General features: G+C 63.7%; 12 protein-coding genes and 4 pseudogenes. 5 read left to right on the forward strand and 11 right to left on the reverse strand.

Annotated elements, in window-relative coordinates:
• Positions 1-157: 157 nt before the first annotated feature.
• The 3 genes and pseudogenes from AC07XB_RS37645 to AC07XB_RS37655 form a co-directional block, all read left to right on the forward strand.
• Positions 158-1,138: pseudogene (locus tag AC07XB_RS37645) on the forward strand (DUF1275 domain-containing transporter); the annotation flags it as partial.
• A gap of 88 nt (positions 1,139-1,226) precedes the next feature.
• Positions 1,227-1,496 carry a helix-turn-helix domain-containing protein gene (locus AC07XB_RS37650; protein WP_492831418.1) on the forward strand — a complete coding sequence of 90 codons (270 nt, stop codon included), beginning with the start codon at positions 1,227-1,229 and terminating at the stop codon, positions 1,494-1,496.
• A 321-nt stretch (positions 1,497-1,817) separates the two neighbouring features.
• A pseudogene (locus tag AC07XB_RS37655) lies at positions 1,818-2,012 on the forward strand (Arm DNA-binding domain-containing protein); the annotation flags it as partial.
• 545 nt (positions 2,013-2,557) lie between these two features.
• Here the strand turns inward: AC07XB_RS37655 and AC07XB_RS37660 are convergent.
• From AC07XB_RS37660 to AC07XB_RS37685, 6 genes are all read right to left on the reverse strand, one after another.
• On the reverse strand, positions 2,558-4,048 hold the full coding sequence (locus AC07XB_RS37660; protein WP_492831419.1) for a hypothetical protein: 1,491 nt from the start codon (positions 4,046-4,048) through the stop codon (positions 2,558-2,560).
• Positions 4,023-5,198 carry an ABC transporter substrate-binding protein gene (locus AC07XB_RS37665; RefSeq protein WP_492831420.1) on the reverse strand — a complete coding sequence of 392 codons (1,176 nt, stop codon included), beginning with the start codon at positions 5,196-5,198 and terminating at the stop codon, positions 4,023-4,025. Before AC07XB_RS37665 ends, AC07XB_RS37660 begins: the two co-directional genes overlap by 26 nt.
• 290 nt (positions 5,199-5,488) lie before the next feature.
• A complete protein-coding gene (locus AC07XB_RS37670) occupies positions 5,489-6,004 on the reverse strand; it encodes an SCO family protein (protein WP_492831421.1) in 516 nt (171 codons plus the stop codon).
• 83 nt (positions 6,005-6,087) lie between these two features.
• Positions 6,088-7,944, reverse strand: coding sequence for a YncE family protein (locus tag AC07XB_RS37675; RefSeq protein WP_492831422.1), 1,857 nt, complete (start codon positions 7,942-7,944; stop codon positions 6,088-6,090).
• A 19-nt stretch (positions 7,945-7,963) separates the two neighbouring features.
• A complete protein-coding gene (locus tag AC07XB_RS37680) occupies positions 7,964-8,530 on the reverse strand; it encodes a hypothetical protein (RefSeq protein WP_492831423.1) in 567 nt (188 codons plus the stop codon).
• A 23-nt stretch (positions 8,531-8,553) separates the two neighbouring features.
• Complete coding sequence (locus AC07XB_RS37685; RefSeq protein WP_492831424.1) at positions 8,554-14,727, reverse strand: hypothetical protein; 6,174 nt, start codon at positions 14,725-14,727, stop codon at positions 8,554-8,556.
• 531 nt (positions 14,728-15,258) lie between these two features.
• Here AC07XB_RS37685 and AC07XB_RS37690 point away from each other — a divergent pair.
• A complete protein-coding gene (locus tag AC07XB_RS37690) occupies positions 15,259-16,092 on the forward strand; it encodes a group II intron maturase-specific domain-containing protein (RefSeq protein WP_492831425.1) in 834 nt (277 codons plus the stop codon).
• 236 nt (positions 16,093-16,328) lie between these two features.
• Here the strand turns inward: AC07XB_RS37690 and AC07XB_RS37695 are convergent.
• Positions 16,329-17,632: pseudogene (locus AC07XB_RS37695) on the reverse strand (adenylosuccinate synthase).
• A 144-nt stretch (positions 17,633-17,776) separates the two neighbouring features.
• On the opposite strand from AC07XB_RS37695, the gene gcvA reads away from it, so the two are divergent.
• Positions 17,777-18,676, forward strand: coding sequence for a transcriptional regulator GcvA (gcvA, locus tag AC07XB_RS37700; protein WP_492831464.1), 900 nt, complete (start codon positions 17,777-17,779; stop codon positions 18,674-18,676).
• Positions 18,677-19,016: 340 nt separating this feature from the next.
• Here the strand turns inward: gcvA and AC07XB_RS37705 are convergent, their stop codons facing one another.
• The 4 genes and pseudogenes from AC07XB_RS37705 to AC07XB_RS37720 all read right to left on the reverse strand — a co-directional run bounded on the left by AC07XB_RS37705 (position 19,017) and on the right by AC07XB_RS37720 (position 21,071).
• Complete coding sequence (locus AC07XB_RS37705; protein ID WP_493688190.1) at positions 19,017-19,223, reverse strand: hypothetical protein; 207 nt, start codon at positions 19,221-19,223, stop codon at positions 19,017-19,019.
• Between the two features lie 124 nt (positions 19,224-19,347).
• Entirely contained in the window at positions 19,348-19,584 is a 237-nt protein-coding gene (locus tag AC07XB_RS37710; RefSeq protein WP_492831426.1) for a hypothetical protein, read from the reverse strand.
• 61 nt (positions 19,585-19,645) lie between these two features.
• Positions 19,646-20,344, reverse strand: a pseudogene (locus tag AC07XB_RS37715) (transposase); the annotation flags it as partial.
• A 181-nt stretch (positions 20,345-20,525) separates the two neighbouring features.
• A complete protein-coding gene (locus AC07XB_RS37720; protein WP_493688191.1) occupies positions 20,526-21,071 on the reverse strand; it encodes an ATP-dependent DNA ligase in 546 nt (181 codons plus the stop codon).
• Positions 21,072-21,355 lie beyond the last annotated feature (284 nt).

A 21,355-nucleotide genomic window follows, 5' to 3' on the forward strand; every position in this document is an offset into this window, starting at 1 on the left:
GCATCCCCTGAAACTGCGATCGGCCGCGCGTCGCCTGAAACAGGGAAAACGGCTCGCGTCGGATCACACCTTCTGGCGAAAGCTCGCGGGCTGAACAACTTTCTGGCCGCTTGGATAGACACCGTCTGAACTGAAGGTAACACCCACCGATGCGATCATGCCGATCCCATACTTGCGCAGGCTGACTGGGAGGGAGCGCAGTCCAGAAGCCAACCGGCTGCTGGCCCGCTACCTTGCCTTTGTGGCAGGCGCTACCAACGCCGGCGGATTCTTGGCGGTGCAGCAATACACCTCCCATATGTCGGGCATCGTGTCCGCCATGGCCGACAATCTGGCACTCGGTAGTGTCGGGCTCATCCTGGACGGCCTCGGAGCCTTGCTATCGTTTCTGGCGGGCGCCGCTTGCTCGGCGATTCTGATCAACTGGGGGCGACGCGAGCGCTTGCACAGCGAATACGCGCTGCCCTTGATGCTGGAAGCGGCGTTGCTGGTGTGTTTCGGTCTGCTGGGCAGCAATCTCGAACATCACGAATGGCTGTTCGTACCGGCGACGGTCATGGTGCTTTGCTTCATCATGGGGCTGCAGAATGCCATGATCACCAAGCTCTCAAAGGCTGAAATTCGGACCACACATATCACGGGGATGGTCACCGACATCGGCATCGAGCTGGGCAAGCTGTTCTACTGGAACCTGGCCAAGGCTGATGCCGCCAAGCCGATCGTGCTGGCGGACAGGAGAAAACTGCGCGTGCTCGTGACGCTGGTCGCGCTGTTCTTTACTGGCGGCGTAGTCGGAGCTGTGGGATTCAGGCATGTTGGGTTCAGCGTTACCCTTCCATTGGCCACGTTGCTGCTCGCCCTTGGTGCGGTACCCGTCGTGGATGATGTGCGCATCCACTTGCTGCGCTCGGATTTCGTCCCGCGACTGGCCGCTCGTGCGTGCGCATGGGCACGGGAGGTCAAGCGTGATGTCCACGCGGTGTGGTTGGCAGCGCGCGATCCTCGCACGCCTTGGTATGCGAAAGCGCTAGCCCTGCTGGTCGCCGCGTATGCCTTATCTCCCATCGACCTGATTCCGGATTTCATCCCGATCCTGGGCTATCTGGATGATGTGGTGCTGGTGCCGATGTCGACGATCGCGTCGGCATAGCGTAACCAGTTTCGCGTTATATATCACGATTAGTGTGTGTGTACAATGAGTGTGCGCCACACCACAGTAGGGGGTTATGAAAACGACCCTACGCAAACGCTTTGGCACGCGCATTCGAGACCTTCGGAAAGCCACTGGCCTCTCCCAAGAGGCTTTCGCAGATCGGGTGGGCTTTGCCCGTACCTACATGAGCCGAATAGAGACGGGGGGCCAATCCGTCTCTCGATGCGATCGAAACGCTGGCGACATCCTTACGCATTCGCGTCGCGGATCTCTTCAGTACGCTTTGAGACGCCGGGGTAGTTCGCGGCCAAAATCAATAACGAGATGGAGAGCGCCGCCATGATGATGATCGAGGCCAAATGTCAAGCTGGACAGAGCGCCCCAGCTACGTGGACAGGAAAGGAATTCGGCGCATGGTCGATCGCGTCGATGCAATCCTCTTTCTAGGCCAAGCGCTGGGGCATACTGGTCGACGAATTTGGCACGCCGTGGCTCGTCAATGGGGAATAAAATATCATGAGTCCAGGTCGTTTCAAGTCGTCCGGTTTTTCCTGAATTTTCCTTTGGTGACAACAATTTAGCGTCTCATGTAGTCTCATGCCAACTCAGCAATGCGCGACGAGTTCATCGGTATTGCTGACGGTATCAGTCTTAGGAGGTTCGGATGCTCACCGACATGCAGTTGCGGGCGTTGAAGCCCACAGGGAAGGTCTTCAAAGTCACGGACAAGCAAGGCCTGTACGTCGCGGTTACGCGGACTGGAGTGATCAGCTTTCGGTTCGACTACCGCCTGAACGGCCGACGTGAAACGCTAACGATTGGTCAGTACGATCCCAGTCTCGGCGCTAGGACGCCGCGCCGGCCACCGCGAGGCAAGGTGACTCCGCCATGTGCTGGCCTTGCCCGCGATTGTCCTCGTCCCAGAGCCGGTGGCCGTTGGGGGCCGCCTCGATCTCACGGTCTGAGTGTGGCGAGACGGAACACCGCTGCGTTCAAAGCAGCCCGCCTACAGCTTATCAATGCTTGGGAGCGTGCGTTTCGCAGCGGCTGGCCTTTGATTCCATGCCAATAGTCTCAGCACGTTGGCCTGCGCTGTCGCCGCATCCGCCGAAGATGCAAGCTGCCCTTCGCGGTTCTGACCATCTTGTCGTCCATATTCGCAAGAAGACCTTCCGTGCCCCGACGACCCCTCGCGATTCTTCTGATAACGATTCCCTTCACAAAGCGGAGGGCTTAATCAGCGTTGCCTTAAGACATTGCAAGCCTAGTATCAATAATCGCGCGGCCGCTTGATTCGCCGCTTGCCGTAGGAAATCTGCGGACGTGGCAGTTCATTCCATGGAAGCAACGCCGAGTCCGAGGGCGTTCCCTCCCGACTCTTGGGCACCTTGCGCTTCGGTAAAGTCAAGGACAGGATGACGTGCCGTCGGCTCGCGCTTGGGCATTCGCGTGTCCCGAGTTTGGGAATGGGGTGAGCGGCCCCAGCATGGGTCTGGCGGCTGCAGGCAATGCATCGCGGCCTAGCGTGGCGAGCCGCTCGCCTCCATTCTTAAGGAAGCAGAACGCCTCGAAGGGTATGCCGACGGGCGACTTGGGGTGGCCGAAGCGCGTGTTCTCGGGGTAGATGTACTCGGACACGGGCGCCGTGTACTGGCCCTGGGCGAGGCCGTCGCCAGTGAACTCGTGCTGGCCTTCAATGCGGATGCGGACGTCGCGGGTCATGGGCAGGAAGTTGGCCTTCGCGGGCAGCGTGATGCGCACGCGGCCGATCTGGGCCACTTTGCTGGGCTCGAGTGTGGTGAGGCGCCGCTCCCCGCCATCGCTGTCGATCACGAAGACGTCTACGCGACGAGCGGGATCAGTCGAGAATGCGACGATCCGGAAACGCGAGGTCTGCTCCTGGTCGATGTTGGGCCACGGGTCGCCGAGCGTGCCGCTGAGCGCCTCCTCGATGAACAGGTAGGCCGGGTTCGCCCTCGGTGAGGTGTAGATGCCCGCGAGCGCCTGGATGGCATGCGCGGCTAAGAAGAAGCTGCTGCTGCCTGGGGCGTCTTCGGTCAGCATCCCGTTGAACACGATGTAATCGCCGACCACCAGCGGAGCCGGGCGCGACGGTTGGCAGGGGGCATGCGCCGGCGCGGTGGGCTCGGCCGCCTCGTGCCCGCAGGTGAAGCGCCGCCCGAGGCTTGGTCCGGTCGCCGGCGCGCGGTTGGCGAGCGGGCACAGCGGGTCGTTCGCGGGTGGAGTCACGCGCGGGATGCACATCGGGAAGCCGGTGTTGGCCACGATCGCTGCATTGCCGGGGTCGGCCCCGAAACGATCGTCGAAGGCGCTGCCGCCCGTCTTGGCTGCGTTGGCCCTGCCATAGAGGCCCCGCGGGTCGTTGATGCGCACACGTGCGGTGGCCGGGCCGGTCTCGGGGCCGACCAGGAGCTCGCCCTTGGCATAATCGATGTCCCGGATGAACCCCGCACCGGCATTGAGCCCCTGCTGGGTGAGCCTTACCACGCCCGCTACGTACTGGCCGCTGACAATGTTGCCGATCACATTGACCTCGAAGGGAACTGGCGGGCGGTTCGCATCCCGAAGCGCGAGCCCACTGGGCCGTACCGCGGGTGCCAGGCCTGCGGTGGCATGGCCGGGGTGTTTGCCGCGGAACAGGTCGTTCTGCGTTAGGTACTGACCGGGCATCGTGATGTAAAGGTGGCGCGGCAGCACCACGGTGATGCCGTTGACCACCATGGAGCCCGATGACAGGGGATCGCCGAGATCCGCGACGTCGAGCGCCTCCAGGTGACCCAGCAACGTGAAGGACGCAGAGGGTGCTTGCGCCAGGGTCGCCAGCGGCGCCAGCATGAGCGCCGCTGCGCTAGCGGCGAGACGAATGAGTTTCATCGGGGCCCTCCTTCCAGACATACGACATATCGAAGCCATGGCGCTGTTGCGCACTGAAGGTGAGCGCAAGGCCGGGACGAGGCGCGAATCCATGCAGTGTGTGAAGTGCGGTCATGAAGCGGGCAGTGTCGAGTTGCCGCCCGGTGCGCGCCAGCGCCTCGGCGATGACCGCGATCGCACTGTCGGCCAATAACGGCCAGAGAATGGCGCGCGCATCACTGTCGTTGGCCATGGGGACTGGCGGCATCGGCAAGAGCAACAGCTCGCGCAGCGGCATGGGGCGGTCAGACTGGCCCGACAGGGCCGCCAACACCCCGACGCATGCGTCTGGGTTTCGCTGCCGCACCAAAGCAAGACGTGCGATGTCTGCATGCCGCGGTGGTAGTAGAAGCACCGTGCGTGCGGCCACGTCTTTCTGTAGCAAAGCAGCCAGATCATCTGTTGGAGCGACCGCTTGCCACCGGAGCTCCGGAATTTCGGTCGCCAGCGCCGCGAGATCGCTGCCGCTGGGGTACAACACCCGCGTGGAAACGACGTCGGTACGGTGTGGAGGGCAGCCGCGCTGCATCTCCGCAACCAGCTCGCGCACCTGCTGCGCGATCCCTGGCAGCAGCCAGGTCAGGCGTACATCGCGCGGCGGTGCGACGGGCAGGCCAAGCGTGGCGACCATCGGGGTTTCGTGCGTGGCGAGGGTTCGCAGCAGATCGCTATCGGGTGCTGGCACCAGGCTGGCGACGAGGGCGAAGACTCGGCCCTGGCGCACCAGCGCTGCTGCAGCGGCAGCCGCATTCTTGCCGGAATCCGCCACAAACAGTTCGAGATGTCGCCCGAAGACGCCACCCTCGGCGTTGATCCGCTCGATGCGATGCTGCATGGCCTGGCGGATCGCGTGGCCTATGGCGGCCTGTGTTCCGCTCAGGGGCAGGACGGTTCCGAGCACGATGTGCTGCCCATCGACCCCGGGTACCGGGTCGGCCTCAGTACCGAGCACTTGCAAGTAGGCGAGCAGGACGTGCTGCTCGTCGGTGTCGAGCGCGAAGCGCGGCATCGGTGCGTCGAGCGCCCGGCCGTCGCTGGCGAGTCCTTCGTTGATCGCACGCAGGACCTGCGCGGCGTTGGTGTAGGCCGGACGCCTGGGATTGGCTTGCATGAGGCGTTGCCATTGTAGCGATGGCACTAGCACACCGGCTTCGCTGCGGGCCTCACCGCGCGGTCCGTGGCAAGCGAGGCAGGTGCCGGCGCCTGCCGTCAGCGGTACGCCATGCAGGGTAGGGGGCTGGCGCCAAGGAGTCTCCCCGCGGTACAACGCGCGACCGTCGCGAATCCACGTCGCTGCGCCCTCGGCCATCGCCATGCCGAGCATCGCGGCCCAGATTGTCATGGCTTGAGCGCCTCGCCGCCCGAGGACGGCGAGGCAGCGGGTGGGGTGGGACGATGGCCTCATCGCTGCAGGGCCTCTACTAGTGCCATCATCACGTCGGGTGGGTTCAATGATGAGCTTCGTGTCCAGCGTCCCCGTCTCGCATCACCGACCCATAGCAGGCCTGGGTGGTCGCCTGGCGCTCCAGCGGGAACGTCGAAGGCCTTGAGTAGGCGGGCGATATCGGCGGGACGCCCGGTCAGCAGCGTCCATTCCCGGGAAGGTCCCATGGGCAGTTGGTGCCGTTGACCGAAGGCACGCAACTGCGTGGGGCCGTCGGCCAACGGGTCGACCGTGATGGAGATCACCCGCACGTCACGCGTCGCATCGCGGGCGCGCAGGCGCCGGCTGGCTTCATGCAGCAACGCCGTCTGCGGCGGACAGACCGTCTGACACCCTGTGAACATGAAGCTGACGATAACGGTTCGTCCCGCGATCAGGTCGCGCTCGAGGTGCACGCTGCAACCATTCTGGTCGAGCAGGGGAACATCGGGCAGGGTCGGGGCGGGCAGCCACACAGGAATGTCCGCGGTCATGGCGTCGGGTCGCCATCCCGCCAAACCGAGCGCCGCTGTGACCAAGCACATGGTCCGCCGGGTCGGTGAGGATACTTTGACATTCATGGTGATGTCTCTTGCGGCAGTGGCCACTTCACGCGTCCGAGACGGCCGTCGAAAAAGGCCAACTGACCCGACGAGGCCTCGACCATGGCCTCGAAGGTGCCATGCGGTAGGCCTCGCAACCGGGCGCGGTATCGGCCGCTTTCCAGTGGCGCGGCCCAGGTGCGCCCTTGCCAGGTGCCCGCGTGTTGCACCAGCAGCAACGCAACCGGTGTACCCGCAGCTACTTCACTCAGGACGAAGTCGAGTTCCACGGTGTTGTGATCGAGGCGGCGCGACGCCAGCAGCCGGGGCTTGGGGGGGGCAGCGGTCGCTATCGTCGCGGGCACGCCTTGCACCGCGAGGGTGAAGCAAGCCGTGATCGCGGGCCGCAGATTGCGTACCACCACGTCGTAGCGTCCGCTGCGGGCGAGGCGCGCCGGGGCCTCGAATTGGCCAGGTGCGCGCTCGGCAAGGCTCGAGTCGAGCACGAGCAGGCCGCGCGCGTGCCGGCGGTAGTTGCTGTGACTGTTGACGGGCACCATCAGCCCTTGCGCGTAGCGGTAGACGCGGCCATCACCCGCATTGGCCACTAGCACGCCGTTGCCTTCAGGGGCCGGCACCAACACGCTGGCGGCTTCATTCAGGGCATCGGGTGCGTCCTGCGGCGCGCTCTGGCCCATAGGCACCGCCACACTGTCCAGACGGTCTTCACGAGCCTGCGCGAGCGCGATCACCTGCATGGCGCTGGTGCTTTGCGAGCGCACGAAGGCGAACTCGCGGGAAAAGGTGAGCTGGTCGGGGCGCGCCGGCAACTTGCGCTCGGCCGTCTTGCGCGCGCGCGCAAGATCGAGCAGCGACAGCGTGTCGTCCAGACGGTTGAGGACCAGGGCGCGTCGCCCTTCGTCGAAGAGTCCCAGCACCATGGCGCCCCGCGCGAGCGGTATCGTGGCCTGCACAGTCCTGGCCTCGCCATCGATCAGCGCCAGCGAGCCCCCGTTGAGCGACAGCACGGCCAATCGCCGCGCCGCCGGGCTCCAGGCGCTCGCCACTGGGGTTGCGCCGACGGGCACCTCGGCGACGGTCTGCAGGCTGGTGCGGTCCACCAGCGAGACGGTGTTCGAGTCGCCGTTGGTGACGAAGAGCTGGGAGCTTTGCTCGGACGCGACCAGTGTGTGCACCCCGCGGCCGACGGACGCGCGGCCTTCAACACGCGAGGTTTGGAGGTCGATCGCCAGCACCTCGGCACGGCCATCCAATCCGACCCACAGCCGCCGGCCGTCGGGATCCAAGGCGAGCCGGGTCGGCAGACTACTGGGCCCTGTGGGGACGGCGGCCACCAGTTTGCGCGCCACCGTGTCAATCAGCGCCACCACGCCTGCGTCGCGCAGGCTCACGGCCAACCTCTGCGCACGCGGCGCCAACAGCCAGTCGTGGCCCTCGGCGGGCAGTTCCACGATGGATTCCAACTGGGTGTTGCCCAGCCGTACCAACGGATTGATGAAGGCCACCGTGCGGTCGTGGTTCAACGTGAGCAGCCGGTAGCCGTTCAGGTCCGCATCGGCTCGCTGGCCCAAGGATCCTGCCACCAGGGCGCGCGCCTTGTCTTCGCAGCTGGCTTCTTCGGCGACCTGCTCGGAACGGCGAGCGACGATCCAGGCGGCCGGGCGCGCGCCTTCGATGGCGCGACCGGTATGCGCATCGCTCAGGGCCAGATGCGCCACGCCGCTGCCGTCCCCGAGCGCCTGGTAGTCGAAGCTGACCGTGATGCCCCCTTGCTCGATGCGCTGGCCTGCCGCCATTTGCGCCAGCGCCGGCGATACGCCGATGGTAGCTAGCGACGCCAGAAGCAGTGGCTTCGGCAGTATCGTTATCATCTAGGATTCCCCGTGGACATCAGGCAGGCAGGAAATGCAGGTCGTTGATGGCAACCTGCGGGAAATCTGACCGGTTGCGCGGATCGACCACGTCGAACCAGACCGCGACGATGCTGCGCCCAGAGGCTGCCGTGCCGCCCAGGAACGGCGCCGTGCCGCGCTTGCGGTTCAAGGTAGCCAAGCGAGGCTGCACCGAATGCCACTGGCCGTCGTCGAGTTGCAGCGAGCATTGGGCCAGATAGTCGCGGCCTGCCGGTCCTGTGGCGGAGACGGCGGCGCCTACGCTGCGCAGCGGAATCGGAAAGTGCAGGTGCACCGGTAGCCGGCCGGCCAGGTTGTCGCCGAGTAACACGCTGTCACGCGTCGCGAAGTTGCCATTGAACAACAGTTGGGAACAGCGTGAAATAACCAAGGGCGGACCGGCGATGTCGATCTCCACCGAAGCTTCGTTGAAGCGAAACTGCGCCAGCGCGCGGCCGACCGCTTGGGGTAAGTTGGTCAGCACGCCTTGCTGCGGATGGTCGGTCCAGTCCAGCAGGAAGGCATCCTGAAAGTCCTGCGGGTCGAGGGCGGGGGTGATGTCCATGATTCAGATCCTTCCGGTCAAGGTCAGGGCACGACTCGCAGCAGGCCCCAGATTCCTCCGTCGAAAATGAAAGAGGCCTGACTGCGCCACAGGTAGTCTCGATCCACAGCCCAGCGCCCGCCGGCACGGACCAGCAGGTCCGCCCCCATCAGCGGGCCAACGGCGTTGTAGGCGCCTTGTACGGTCCAGGCATCTCGCGTGGCACTGGCGTGGCTGCCCAGCAGGCGCGTCGAGTCACGATTGAAGGGGTGCGGGTTCCAATCGTGCCCATGCAGCGCAATGGCCTGCTGACGAGTATGTCCGCCGGGATGCACGATGCGCAGGCGCACTTCGGAGCCGGCCTTGGCGACGAAGACCGGCGTTTCGGGGTCGCAGTCCTGCAAGCCGGCATGCTTCAGTGGTGCAATGCCGGCCTGGCAGCGACCGTCCGGAGTCTTCTTGGAGCTGAGCACGCCGGCATAGTCGAATGTGTTGCGTTCCTCGAAGGGTACGGACGGATCGCCGCCGCGCCGCGCCCAGATCGGCTCGCTACGGTAGTTGACGGCCTTGATGCCATAGTCGTCCGGCTCTTCGGCGCCCTTTAGGTTCGCGACCGCGTGGCCTTTGATCTTGGCGTCGGCTGCATCTTGCAGAACCAGGACCAGGTCGCGGTACAGCGGCCTGCCCTGCGCGTCGCACACCGTGGCGCTGGTGTAGGTTCCGCGGTCGGACGCGCGCTCGCGCGCATCCCTGGCCGGGCACACCTGGCTGCCGGGCGGGCCGATGACCAGGGCGCCGATCGCGCCGTGCGCCGGGTGCTTGATCACATCGCCGAAGCTCACGAGCGGCACCGCACCAAACTCGATGGCCTTCGCCCGTTGCACGCCGGCCGCATCCAACTGGTAGTCGCCGGCGTACCAGGTCACTACGCCCGACGTGCACAGATGTGACGCCTCACCGTCTGCGCAGGCGCGCACCAGGTTGCCCTGGTTCAGCGGCGGCGTGGAGCGAGGCGATGCCTGAGGTGCACGGGCACCCGAGGGCGTGGGGCGCCGTGGCCGGGGGCCTGCTTGCGCGCTGTTGGCGGCTTGGTCTGCCTCCTCGCGTTCCTCGGCCTCGATGCGGTCGCGTTCCAGCCCCGTGATGCCGAAGTTGGCACCGTCGGCCAGGGGGCCAAAGGTGGCGACCTTCGCGGCCGACAGCCCAACACTCGTGGACATGCGCAGTTGGTTATAGTTGAAGCCGTCGAGGATCATCGACAGGAAGTTGTCGCTATAGCGGGCCTGGCCATCGCCCCGGCTTGCATCCGGGTTTTCGCCCATGGCAGGCGGCAGGTGGTTGCGCAACTTCACTTCCATGCACTGACCCGCGGCAGCGCGTAGCACCATGGGTTCGATGCGACGCTGGCCGCGAAGGACCTCCTCGCGCAAGGCGTCCAGCACCTGGCGGTTGTCCAGGGGGGTCATGCCTACCGGCTCGGGCTCGCCAGGCCGGTGGTTGTTGCGCACGAAGACGATGCCGTTGGGGTCATCAAGCCCCATGCGCTCGTTGTACGGAATGCCACGCTGACCCGCGACATCGCAGCGACCCGTGAGCTCGCAAGCCCGAACCACGCTGATGTCGAAGAGCAGCCGCTTCATGCCTGCGGGTCCAGCCTCCTCGTCCGCGCCGACACCGGGCATGCAGATCTGTGTGCTGCGGTCCAGGGCCGTGGGCAGGGCCGGCCGCTTGACCGGGCTGCCGGGCAGGCCGTCGAGCCTGGCAAGGCCGGGCTGCTCGCGTGGCGTGAAACGATTTGTCTGCGGGTTCTGGTGGACGCCATAGCTGCGCACCAGACCCCACATCCCGTCCCACAGCTGATCGATGGAGGAGCCGAGGTACAAACTATCAGCACGCGGCACGGCCAGAGGACTGACCTTGATATTGAACTCGAAATGCTCCGAGATGCCCACGGGCTGGGCATTGACATAGCCCGAGCGCGGATTGTCGGGTTCGCGCAACCATTTGTACCCGGTCATGGCAAATACGTGCTGGGCCTCCTGTGCGCCCTGAATCAGCCGTACGTAGAGAGGGTCGCCTTCGTAGGCCGGCAGGATCGGCGTCGCCGGGTCGCCGGGCAGGCGCCAGGGCTCGCGCGCGGTGATCCGGCAGGGGCCCAGGCCGGCATTGGCATATAGCGCGCAGTTGAACTGCTTGCGCCAATCCTCGACAGCCGTCAGCGCGCCATCGAGCTTGTCGGCCACCGGAGTCCCCGCCAGCAGGCTGCGAGTGGCAGGCGTGAGTACTGCGCCGTAGTCGCTGCGCGCCAGCGCCAGATCGCGCTTCGCGTGGGCCCGCGTGCTGAAGACGTTGGCCATCTCGCCCGTGCAATCCGCTTCCCGCGGCTGGCAAGGCTGCTGGCGGTAGTCGAAGCCGCCCAACTCCGGGTTGGCCTTGATCGGGAATTCGACCACGCGCAACGGCACCGGCTCATTGCGATAGTTGATGAGCTGCGTCCCGGGGTCTTCCGATGAAATGGCCAGTGGGGCGGGACGGTTGATCCCGACCTGGCGGTGCCCGAGGCGCAACTGCGACACATCGCGCTGCTCGGGATTGATCGGCTCCAGCGCAGTGTTGTAGAGCACCGAGAAGTCGGCGAAGGCCAGGGCGTATTCGCGACGCGTATCACGCGTTTCCAGTTCTTCGTTCCCGCAGTCCAGCGAGCGCGTGGCGTTCTGTGGGTCCAGCGGATTGGTGTCCTTGCGTGAGCCGCGGAAGCGTTGCGCCGATGAGCCGTTCCCCGTACCGTGCAGGCACTTGGGCGAAATGATGTTGGCGCGTGCAGCTGTGGGGCCACCATCTTCGCGCAGTTTCAACGGCGGGCGGGTCTCGTCAGGTGCCACCTTGGCCGGGCGTGCGCTGCACTGTTCGTCGAAGCGGTCGCTCAGATTAGCGCCACCCAGCACTTTCGCGCGTGCGGCATCGCGCTCGGCCGGCACGCTGCTGCACAGTGCTTCCCAGTTGAAGGTGTTGGCATTCAAGTCGAGCCAAACCGAGTTCGTCGGCTCGATGATCAAGGCCGCATAGAGGCCGTGCTGCTGGTGTGAGCTGGGGCCGAAATGATCGTGGCTGAACACGGTCCGCAAGGTGTAGTCCTTGCCGTTCTTGCCCGTGTCGAAGATCGGGTCGGCATACCAGCGCTGGACGGTGCGTTGGGCGCCGCAGAAGGGGTAGTCCTCTGCCAGTTTGGCCAGCGGTAGCCGTTCGACATCGGGCGGACAGACCCCTTTACTTTGCAAGGCCTCACAATTCGTGTTGCCCGCGCAGTTCTGCTGGAACAAGGGGTGTGTCTTGAGCTTGAGTGGTGGCTTGCCTTGCCGTGCTGCCGCGACGTTGTAGGCATGCACGCGCTCGCGGACCTCCTCGGGCGAGAAGGTGCCGTCTTCATAGTTCCAGCCGTTGCCCGAACCGTCGGAGGAGGTGACGTCGAATTTGACCAGGTGGATGTGCTGGCCGATGGTGTCGGTGGGTGTGTAGATCTGGAAGTCATCCAGCGCCAGCGCGTTGGGTACGAAATTGCTGTGCTTGAAATCGATGCAGTCACCCGAATTGGCCCGGAAGAACAGTGGCTCGGGCAGCCTCGTGCGGGTGTTCGGATCGATGATGTCGGCGATGTCGTTCTCCAGGGACAGAATGCGCGCCTGCGGGTCGAACCAGCCGTGCTTGTTTACCGTGAGCTCGGTCTGGATCACGCTGGCGCGGTACTCGCGGCGCGGAGCGGTGATCGGGCAGGGGTCGGCGTAAGGCGCGCCGCGTGCTGGTGCTCGGCCATTGACGCGAAAGACTGCGGGGCCAGTGAGGGCCGCCTGGCCAGGCACCGTGCGCGCGTACTCGGAGACGTAGCCCTTGCGCTCCTGCTCCCACTCTGGGTGGTGCTGGTCGCCCGCAGCCACGGTGGTGGGTGCGATTCCAGGTCCCGCCAGCGTGCCGGCATGGAACTGCATGGCCTGGCGCTCGCTCGGCACGCCGTCCGGGTCCAACAGCTTGAGGCCGCCCAGTTCCACCCACTCCTCGGCCAATGTTGTCAGGGCATTGGGATTCTGTTGGTAGACCCGTCTGGCATTGATCTGCGCGGTAGTCGAGCCTTTGCGCAGCGCCGCTTCCAGTACCGATTGATTGGTCAGCGCACGCTCTGTGCGATTCCCCGTGCCTTCCCAGCCGGTCAGCACATGGCGCGGCAGACCGCCGTCCACCGGCTCGCCGTTGACGGCTAGGTCCATGTCCATGGGTGGCTGCGGCGGGCGGTGGCCGGCCTCGCCCGGAATGTAGAAGGGATAGCCGGCGAACTGTGTGGTAGGCATCAGCGGCAGCACACTGCCCGGCAGCGGCACGATGGCCGGGCTTTCGGTGCCGCCGGCCACCTCGGCGTCCGGCAGCTTGCGCGCGTTCGAACCATCCTCGAACACGTCATGCACGCGCCACAACTCCCACATGCCCTGGGCGAAGTGGGGATAGAGGTGGCAGTGAAAGATGGAATCGCCGGGTGAAAGGTTCTGATTGCCCGACCCGCCGAACTCAATCTCGTAGCTGAACGTCGCACCGGGCGAAATGGTTTGCGAATCGAGGTAGCTGGAGCCGGGCGCGCTGGCGTCCTGCACCCATTGGTGGGCATGCAGGTGGAAGACGTGGGTTTCCTTCGGCCCTGCGTGCAGATTCCGAAAGCGCACCGGGTCGTTCAGGTAGGAGTGGTGCACGTTGGAAGGATCGTCCGGATACAGGGCGCCGATCGGCTTCTTGCCCTCAGCATCCCACTTGAGTACCAGCGCCGGATCGCCGTTGGCCCATGAACTCAGGAAGAACTCCTCGGCGCGGCACTCGGGACAGTCCTTGGCCGGACCGGTGCGGCGTTGTCGGGCCACGACCATCGCCCCCATGCCGCCCACGCCGTAGTTGATGCCCATGTTGTCCTTGATAGCGTGCAGCGGATTACCGGGATCGTCCAACTCGGCAAACGCCTGCACGGCTTTGACTTCGTCGTGCATTACGACCGTGAACTCCCGGTAGGCTTGGCCGCAGCTGTTGCCGAAGGCGTAGTCGCGGCAGCGACGATTCGCGCCGGTGGTGTCGTGATGATCCGGTGCCGGGCCGCGCAGGGCAACGATTGCGTTGAGGTCGGTATGCACCAGTTCATAGGTATTGGCCCCGAGCGGATCCAACATGGCCAGGATGGGAACCCCGCGCTGGGGTCCGCTGGTGTAGCGGGCACCGTCATAGTCGAGATTGCCCCAGGGGTGGCTGGCACCGGCTTGCGAGGCTCCTGTGGCCGCGCGCAAATCGGCGTGCGCAACTTGGGAGCGGTACCACTTGGCGTCGCGCGGTTGCACGTTGATGGCGCCGAAGAGCCCGGCACCGAGTTGGCCGCCGTCGCCCTCGCCGCCGACGCTCGCCGCGGTGGAGTAGGCGAAGTAGGTGCCCTCCCGGAAGGCGTAGAGCCGGTAGATGGCGCTTTGGCCGGGCAGCACCTGGCCCCCCTGGCGTTCGAGCTGACCGCGCAGGGGCTCTGGCGTGGCTGGGTTCACCACGGCGCGGTTTACCCCCACGTTGTCGCCGTCGGTGCCGCATAGCCAGGCACGCTGCGGCGTGGACGCGGGACATTGCCTGCCGGACATCGGCAGCACGTCCAGGCCATTGACATGAAATGAGGCCGCACGCGTCCACGGCCTGTCGTTGCTCACAGCTTCGGCCTTGACCAGGTTGCGGCCGGTGGCGGATTGGGGACCTTGGTTATAGGTCACACCAGGCGGCGCTTCCTGGTGCGCCGGTACCCGGCCATGGTACTGCTCAGGGCTGCCCTGGAGCTCGTCGGGCGCCGCCCGCATCAGCAGGTTGTGAAAGCGTACCTCCAGACAATCCCCTTCGTTGGCGCGCAAGACGATCGGGCGCGGACGCTTGTCGCCGCGCAGTCGAACCTTCCCCGGGGCCTCGGCCAAGTTGGCTTCGGTGACTGGGCTGCCGTCGGCGATCGTGGGGTGCCCAGAGAACACCACGTCACGCCGCAGAGCGTAGAGCATGCCGGCTGGATTGAATGCGCCGTAGCGGTTCAGGACGATGGCTTGCTCAAGTGCGACGACATCTGCGACGATGGTGCGCTCGCACTGGGGTCCGGCGGCGTGCGCGACCGCTGCAACGGCAAGCATTGCTAGCGTGGCAGCCGTACTCCGCAAGCTGACTGGAGCCATGCCATCCTCTCTTCTTATTTCCTGATCGCTTGTACGAACGGGTGACAGGCCCCAAGGCGCCAGACTGAGTGTTGTTCTCACTGTACCGCACAGGCCGCAGTTCCCGCATGCTGGTCCACGAAGCTATTGAGGTCGTCTAGCTACGCCTGGGCAAGTGGGCCAAGAACACAAAGGGCCACGTGCACTGCGCGGGCGCCTTGCGGGAAGTCGCTGTTCGCGAGCGGGAGCAACCTGCCTCTGATCCGCAGCCCTTTGGTTCTCTCTTTCCGGGCGGTGTTCCTCGCGCGTGTTCTACAACATCATCACCTCCTCAAGCCATATGTCGTGATTTTTTCTGATCAGACAGGGTTTCTGTGTAGTCAAAAATTTCTCAAACCGCAAGGAGGACTTTTGAAATAAAGCTTGAAGTTGAGCAAGAATATCGCTTAATAGATATCCTGCAGCGTTAAAGTGATATTTTGGAGTCAACGGTAGCCCCTGCACGGAGACGGTTGGTGAATTGACCGCTGTTAGAAGACGACGGAAGCCTCCATGGCCACCAACATGGTTCGTCATAGCGGCGGCATGGATGAGTCGCAATGCAGTCTCGACTTGATCATGCAGAGCGTCCGACCGGAGTGCCGGCAAGAATGGCTGAAAAGGGTGTTGACCATGGCAACCAAGATTTCCCGTAAGAGCTATGAACAAGCGTTTGTGCGTGGTCGCCAAGCGATCGAGGCACCGCATGCCGTGTCCGCGCACTACTTGGCGTATGTTCATGTGGTGGAGCTGAGGTACAACAACGGGCTGGTGCTGCGCATTGACCCGAAAGGTGTTCCGGCTCTGAAAGATCTACCTCACAACCTGCTTTCGCAACCTTACGTGATTCCGAGAGGTAATGGTTTGCTGTTTGGCCGGGATGGGACGGTTGCAATCAGCATTCCTGGCTTGGTGGAAAACCGGGGATATCCGAGCGTGCAGTTCACGTTCCTGGGTTTTACATTCCGACCCGGAATCGCGTTGAGCAAACATAACCGTCGATTCACCAGTTTCATGCCGGCGGTGAGCGAGGACGCGCTAAAGCGGATGAGACAGACAGTGCGAGGGTGGCGGATCCACAGTCGAACACCGGCAACGCTTGATGATCTTGCCAAGATTTGCAATCGGACGATCCAAGGGCGGTGGAACTACTACGGAGCGTTCTATCGGACTGCGATGCTCGGGCTGTTCGTGTATCTAGACCAGAGGCTTGAGCAATGGGCCCGGCGCAAGTATAGGACACTGTCGCGACGCAAGTGGTGCAGTATGCTGTGGCTCCGAAGAATGAAAGAAATTGCTCCTGGAATGTTCGTGCATTGGAGGATCGCTCGACATGCGGTTGGATAATGTTTAGGTTATTTGTCGGCCCGACGTTGTATCGAAACGGGCTGTGTAGCTGTATGCCGGTCGGCCCGAAGCGGAGTCTGTTAGCCTTTGCTGTCTCAACCAGAGAATAGAGATCGGCGCCGGCGTTCGCTCCGCCAACAGCCATCTCTCAATTGGCCTCGCCCCCCAGAAAGTGAATCAGATCATATCGATTCCGGGAGTTCCATGGTCCTCTCAGAAACCCCAATCCCTCCTATTCACATTGCTAGCCGGTCCGCATCGTCGAACAGGGACCGGAGGACAATCGCGTCGTCCCGCTCAGGGCCGGTAGTCACCATTGCCACCGGGATGCCGGCCTCCATTTGAATCGCCTCGATCAACGCCACGGCCTGGCGGGGAAGATCGGCAAGAGACCGGACGCCCCGGGTCGAACCCTCCCAGCCCTCAAAACGCTTGAGCACCGGGAGTAGGCGTTGCTGTTCGGCGTTCGTGGAGGGCATGTAGTCGATATGTTTTCCGTCGAGTTTGTAGCCCACGCAGATATAGATCGATTCGATTCCATCGAGCACATCCAGCTTGGTCAACGCCAGCAGATTGATGCCGGCGACCTTACCGCTTTGACGAAGTTGCACCGTGTCCAGCCAGCCGCAGCGACGCGGCCGGCCCGTGTTGACGCCGTACTCGCCACCCCGCTGCCTGAGCGTGTCACCCAGTTTCCCGTCCACTTCGGACGTGAAAGGACCTTCGCCAACGCGCGTCGCATAGACCTTGCTGACGCCCAGCACCGGCCCAAGACGGGAGGGAGCGATGCCGGTGCCGCTCGCCGCGCCGGCCGCAATGGTGCTCGAGGATGTCACATAGGGATAACTGCCCCAATCCACGTCCAGCATTACGGCCTGCGATCCCTCGAATACCGTGCGCTTCCCCGATGTATGCGCGTTGTCGAGTTGCTCCCAGACGCGGCCCATGAACGGCAGGATTCTCGGCGCCATTTCGAGCAGCTCGCTCAGCATCTGGTCCTTCCGAAACGGTTCCAGACCCAGGCCGCGGAACCACGCGTTGTGGTGCTGCAGCAGCAAATCAAGCTTGCTCGCGAGCAATTCCGGTTCAGCAAGATCGCAAAGGCGCAAGCCGCGGCGCCCGACCTTGTCTTCGTATGCCGGACCGATGCCGCGAAGAGTGGTGCCGATTGGCTTGTCACGAAGGCGTTCCTGAGCGGCATCGATCGCACGGTGGACCGGAAGCACGAGCGTGGCCGTCTCGGCGATCTGCAGGACCTCAGGCGTCACGCGAATGCCCAGCGCCGCCATGCGCTCAATCTCCGCGAGCAGCGCCTCCGGGTCTAAGGCGACGCCATTGCCGATCAGCCCAAGCTTTCCCCCACGACACCACTCGGAAGCAGCGCCAGTTTGTAGGTATTGCCGTTCACGACGAGCGTGTGACCGGCGTTGTTACCGCCGTTATAGCGGGCAACGATGTCCGCCTTCTCGGCTAGCCAATCCACAATCCGGCCCTTGCCCTCATCGCCCCACTGCGCGCCAACCACAACAATATTCGACATACGAGCGTCTCCCTGGTGAGTTAATTAGACAGATCCGGAACGGGTCTGAGGTCTACCGATGCAATATAGTCGCCACAATCCGCCACGGAAATCGATATATACTCAGGAATCATGTCAGGAAAACTCACATAGGAGGTAGCTCACATACCGCGCCGCCTGCCACCCTTAAACGCACTGCGCGTGTTCGAAGCCGCCGCTCGGCTTGAGAGCTTTTCCGCGGCAGCCGACGAGCTTTGTGTCACGCACGGCGCAGTCAGTCGGCAAGTGGGGCAACTGGAAGCCTGGCTTGGCCACGATCTGTTTGAACGCCGGGGCCGGCGAGTCGGACTGACCGCGTCGGGGCGCGCTTATCTATCTGAGATATCGGCGGCGCTTGATCGCATCGCACTGGCCACCAATGAGCAACTCCATGTCACGCGGCAACAGTTCATTCGGGTGAATGCGCCGACCACCTTCGCCTTGCGCTGGCTCTTGCCGCAGTTGTCGAACTTCCAGTTGGCTAACCCAGCAGTGGAGGTCCGGCTAACGACGTCGGATGATCCTGTCGATAGGCTGCGCGACGAATTCGATGTGGCGATTCGTGGCAGTGAGCAGAAGCCAGCGGGATACGTCGTCAGCGAGTTTCTGTCCGAAGTACGTCTGCCGGTTTGCTCGCCCAAGGTGCTGGAATCCCACCCGATTCGTCATGTCTCGGACCTGGCGCAACACACGTTGCTGCACACGGCGACCTATCCTGGCCTTTGGGCCGAATGGCTTGCGGCGTGCGGCAACCCTCGGCTTGCCACACGCAATTCCCTGCAACTCGATCACTTCTACATGACCCTGCAAGCCGCCATTGATGGTCTAGGTATCGCGATGGGCCCTACCGCGCTGGTCGCGCTGGATATCAAGGAGGGCCGTCTTGTGTTTCCGTTCGCTCTCCCGGCCTTGCCAGCGTGGCGCTACTGCAGCTACGTCCACAATTCGCGCCTTGAGGATCCCGCCATCAATACGTTTCTGACGTGGTTACGCAACCTGGGTCACCGGTTCTCGCGCAGCGTATAGCGTCTACCCTCGCGGCACTACCGCGACGCCTAATCAGACCGGGCGCATGACGCGTTGACAGGAATATCAAGCCGACCATTGCCATCACGGGGCCCGCACCCATCAACGCAAGAGACACATTGAAGCCACCCGTCATGTCCTTCAATACGCCGAACGCATAGGGACCAACGTAGCCACTCAGGCCGCCAATCGAGTTCATGAAGGCCACGCCCACGATTCGCTGACGGGGCGCGATCCGGCCCGGCGCGGTTCCCAAGAACGTCCCGATGAAAATCCAGATGGCATACAGACTGCGCGTCACAAGTATCAGGAACGGTTTCCGGATCCAGTAAAGCAGGAACTAGGACGATGCCGTGATGAGGCAACCCAGCAGCAGATAGGGGAGTCGCGAACGCTCCTTGGCCAGGCGCGCAGCAAGCAACATGAAGATGGCACCCCGCGTGTACGGGATTACCGTGATCAGTCTAACCAGAAGGTCGGAGTGCACCATGTCCTTGAGCAATGAGCGGTAGCCACAGGTGAAAGGCGTACTGGGCGAAGTTGACACCGAACGCTGCTGCCACCATGAGCCACACCAGCGGCTGACGCAACGCGGACCATAGCGATGGGTCGTGCTGAATGCGCGCTCCCGGTTCGAATTACCGATCTTGCCAGGCCTCCTCTTCAGCGGTCTAGAATCTGACAGTCCGGTAGTTCGTCGGAAGCCCCTTCCATACCACGCTGAGAAAAATGGCGGGCTGGCTCTCGATAACGAGCAGCCCCTGCCAACCGGTGAATCCCCCCTGCCCGTCCAGCTTCAACAGGGCCGCCGAAATGGGGCCGCCGATCACGGACGAACGCGGCATGGCCAGCCCGGAGAAATTGGGCCACCACCGGCGGATCAGCCGCATCATGCTGACGTGGGGCATTGTCTCTGGCCTCATGGCGACCGTATCTTCTCTCAAGAAACTAACCTGAAGACGGCACCTGTCATGCAGCCGTCCCCACGGGATTGATCTGGAAGCCCAGCGCGGCGGCGCGGCGTTTGAGGGCGGCGACGCTGCGCCGGTGTTGTTGTTCCTCGTAATGCTGCTGACCCTGATCGACGAAGGCCTCGCCGCGGGTCCGCATGAAGTACGCCATCCGCACGAGCTTGTGCGCGGTGGCGGCATTGGCGCGCGGCTTGTCCATGCGGGCGCACAGCCGGCGGTAGAATGCGCCGAGCGCGGAGTCGCTATGCGACAGCGCCATCGCGGCCATCTTCAACGCCTAGCGCACCCGATTGGCGGAGCGCTTGGTGCCTGAGGACAGCACCTTGCCGCCGCTGATCCTGGTGCCCGGACACAGCCCCAGCCAGGAGCCGAAGTGCTTGATGCTGGCGAAGCGGCTCAGGTCCGGGCCAATCTCCGACAGCAGCTTCATCACCGCCGTCACCGCCAACCCGTTGATGCGCGTGAGGTCCACGCCGGCCCAGTTCGCCAACGCCTGGCGCACGTCGAACTCCATGCGGGACTTGGCTCTAGTCTTGGGCGCTTTACCCAGGTCGACGCAACGCGCGCTGCGCTCGGCCAGCTGCGCGCGCAACTACGCTTCGCACGCGACCAGATGCCTGGCGATGTCGTCGTACATGGCCAGCGCCTCGCCCAAGACAAACAGGTGCTCCTCGCGCCAGTTGCCCGTCAGCGTCTTGTCGAGACGCTGTATCAGTATCTGCGCTCGCCGAGGTAAATCTTGCCTCGCCGCGGCATCTGCGCAAGGGTGATGCCGGCCGCTGCGCGGGGAGCAATCTGATCATGTTCCAGCTTTGACGTGCGGGAAAAATCGTTGCCTACGGGCACCCCGGGGCAGGGCACGATGGTAAAACACAAATTCAGTTGAAATTTAGACACAGATTCAGTTGTGTGAGCGGACATGGCCGCCCTTGGGTCTCCAGGCCAAAAATCCGTTTCTGCGGTGCTTGATAAGTACTGTTTGCGCGCTTCCCGACGATGCCTCCGAGGCGGAGTGCCAAGGCTTGCTCGAAAAGCCAATGGCCATCGAGTTCGTAGTCGACGTAGAGGATGCTCTCCGGTCTACTGGCGAGCAGAGCGGCGAGCGCCGCCTTCCGGTGCTCGTAAGACTGGCCGCGAATGTCTTTTCCCGCTCTCACCAGCAGATCAAAAATGCAGTACACGACGAGATCGGCCCCGGGGTACCAGCGTCGGTGTAGCGCCCGCCGACGTAGTCGGTCGAAATCGCTGCGGCCGATATCGTCCAGAACGCAAACCTCGCCGTCAACAATGTACCCGCGGCCAAGCGAGGCCAGGCCAGCGGCAAGTTCGGGAAACCACGCCGTTGCATCCGCCCCGTTTTTTGTTTGGAGACGGCATGGGGAAGTCGAAGCGAGAATGCGGTATCCGTCGAACTTTGATCTCATAGGCCCATTGTTTGGCGTTGCGCGGCACCGTTGAAGCGAGCGTTGCCAGTTGCGGGGCCAACGCAAGTGGAAGGGGGGCCGGGCGTGCTGCAGCGAGTAGTACCTGTCGGCCCTGGCCCGGGCGCGAGCGACGCTGCTTTGGCACGGCAGTCTTTGCGTTACCGCCGGCAGCCGATTTGCTATTGCCCTGGGCCAGTACGCTGTCCTGCAGGGCTTCGGTGACGTCGTACTCTGCGGCAGAGCGCGCGAACGCGTCCCGCTCCTTGATCAAGAGCCACGGATCC

This window comes from Cupriavidus sp. GW821-FHT02F09, from assembly GCF_059421605.1.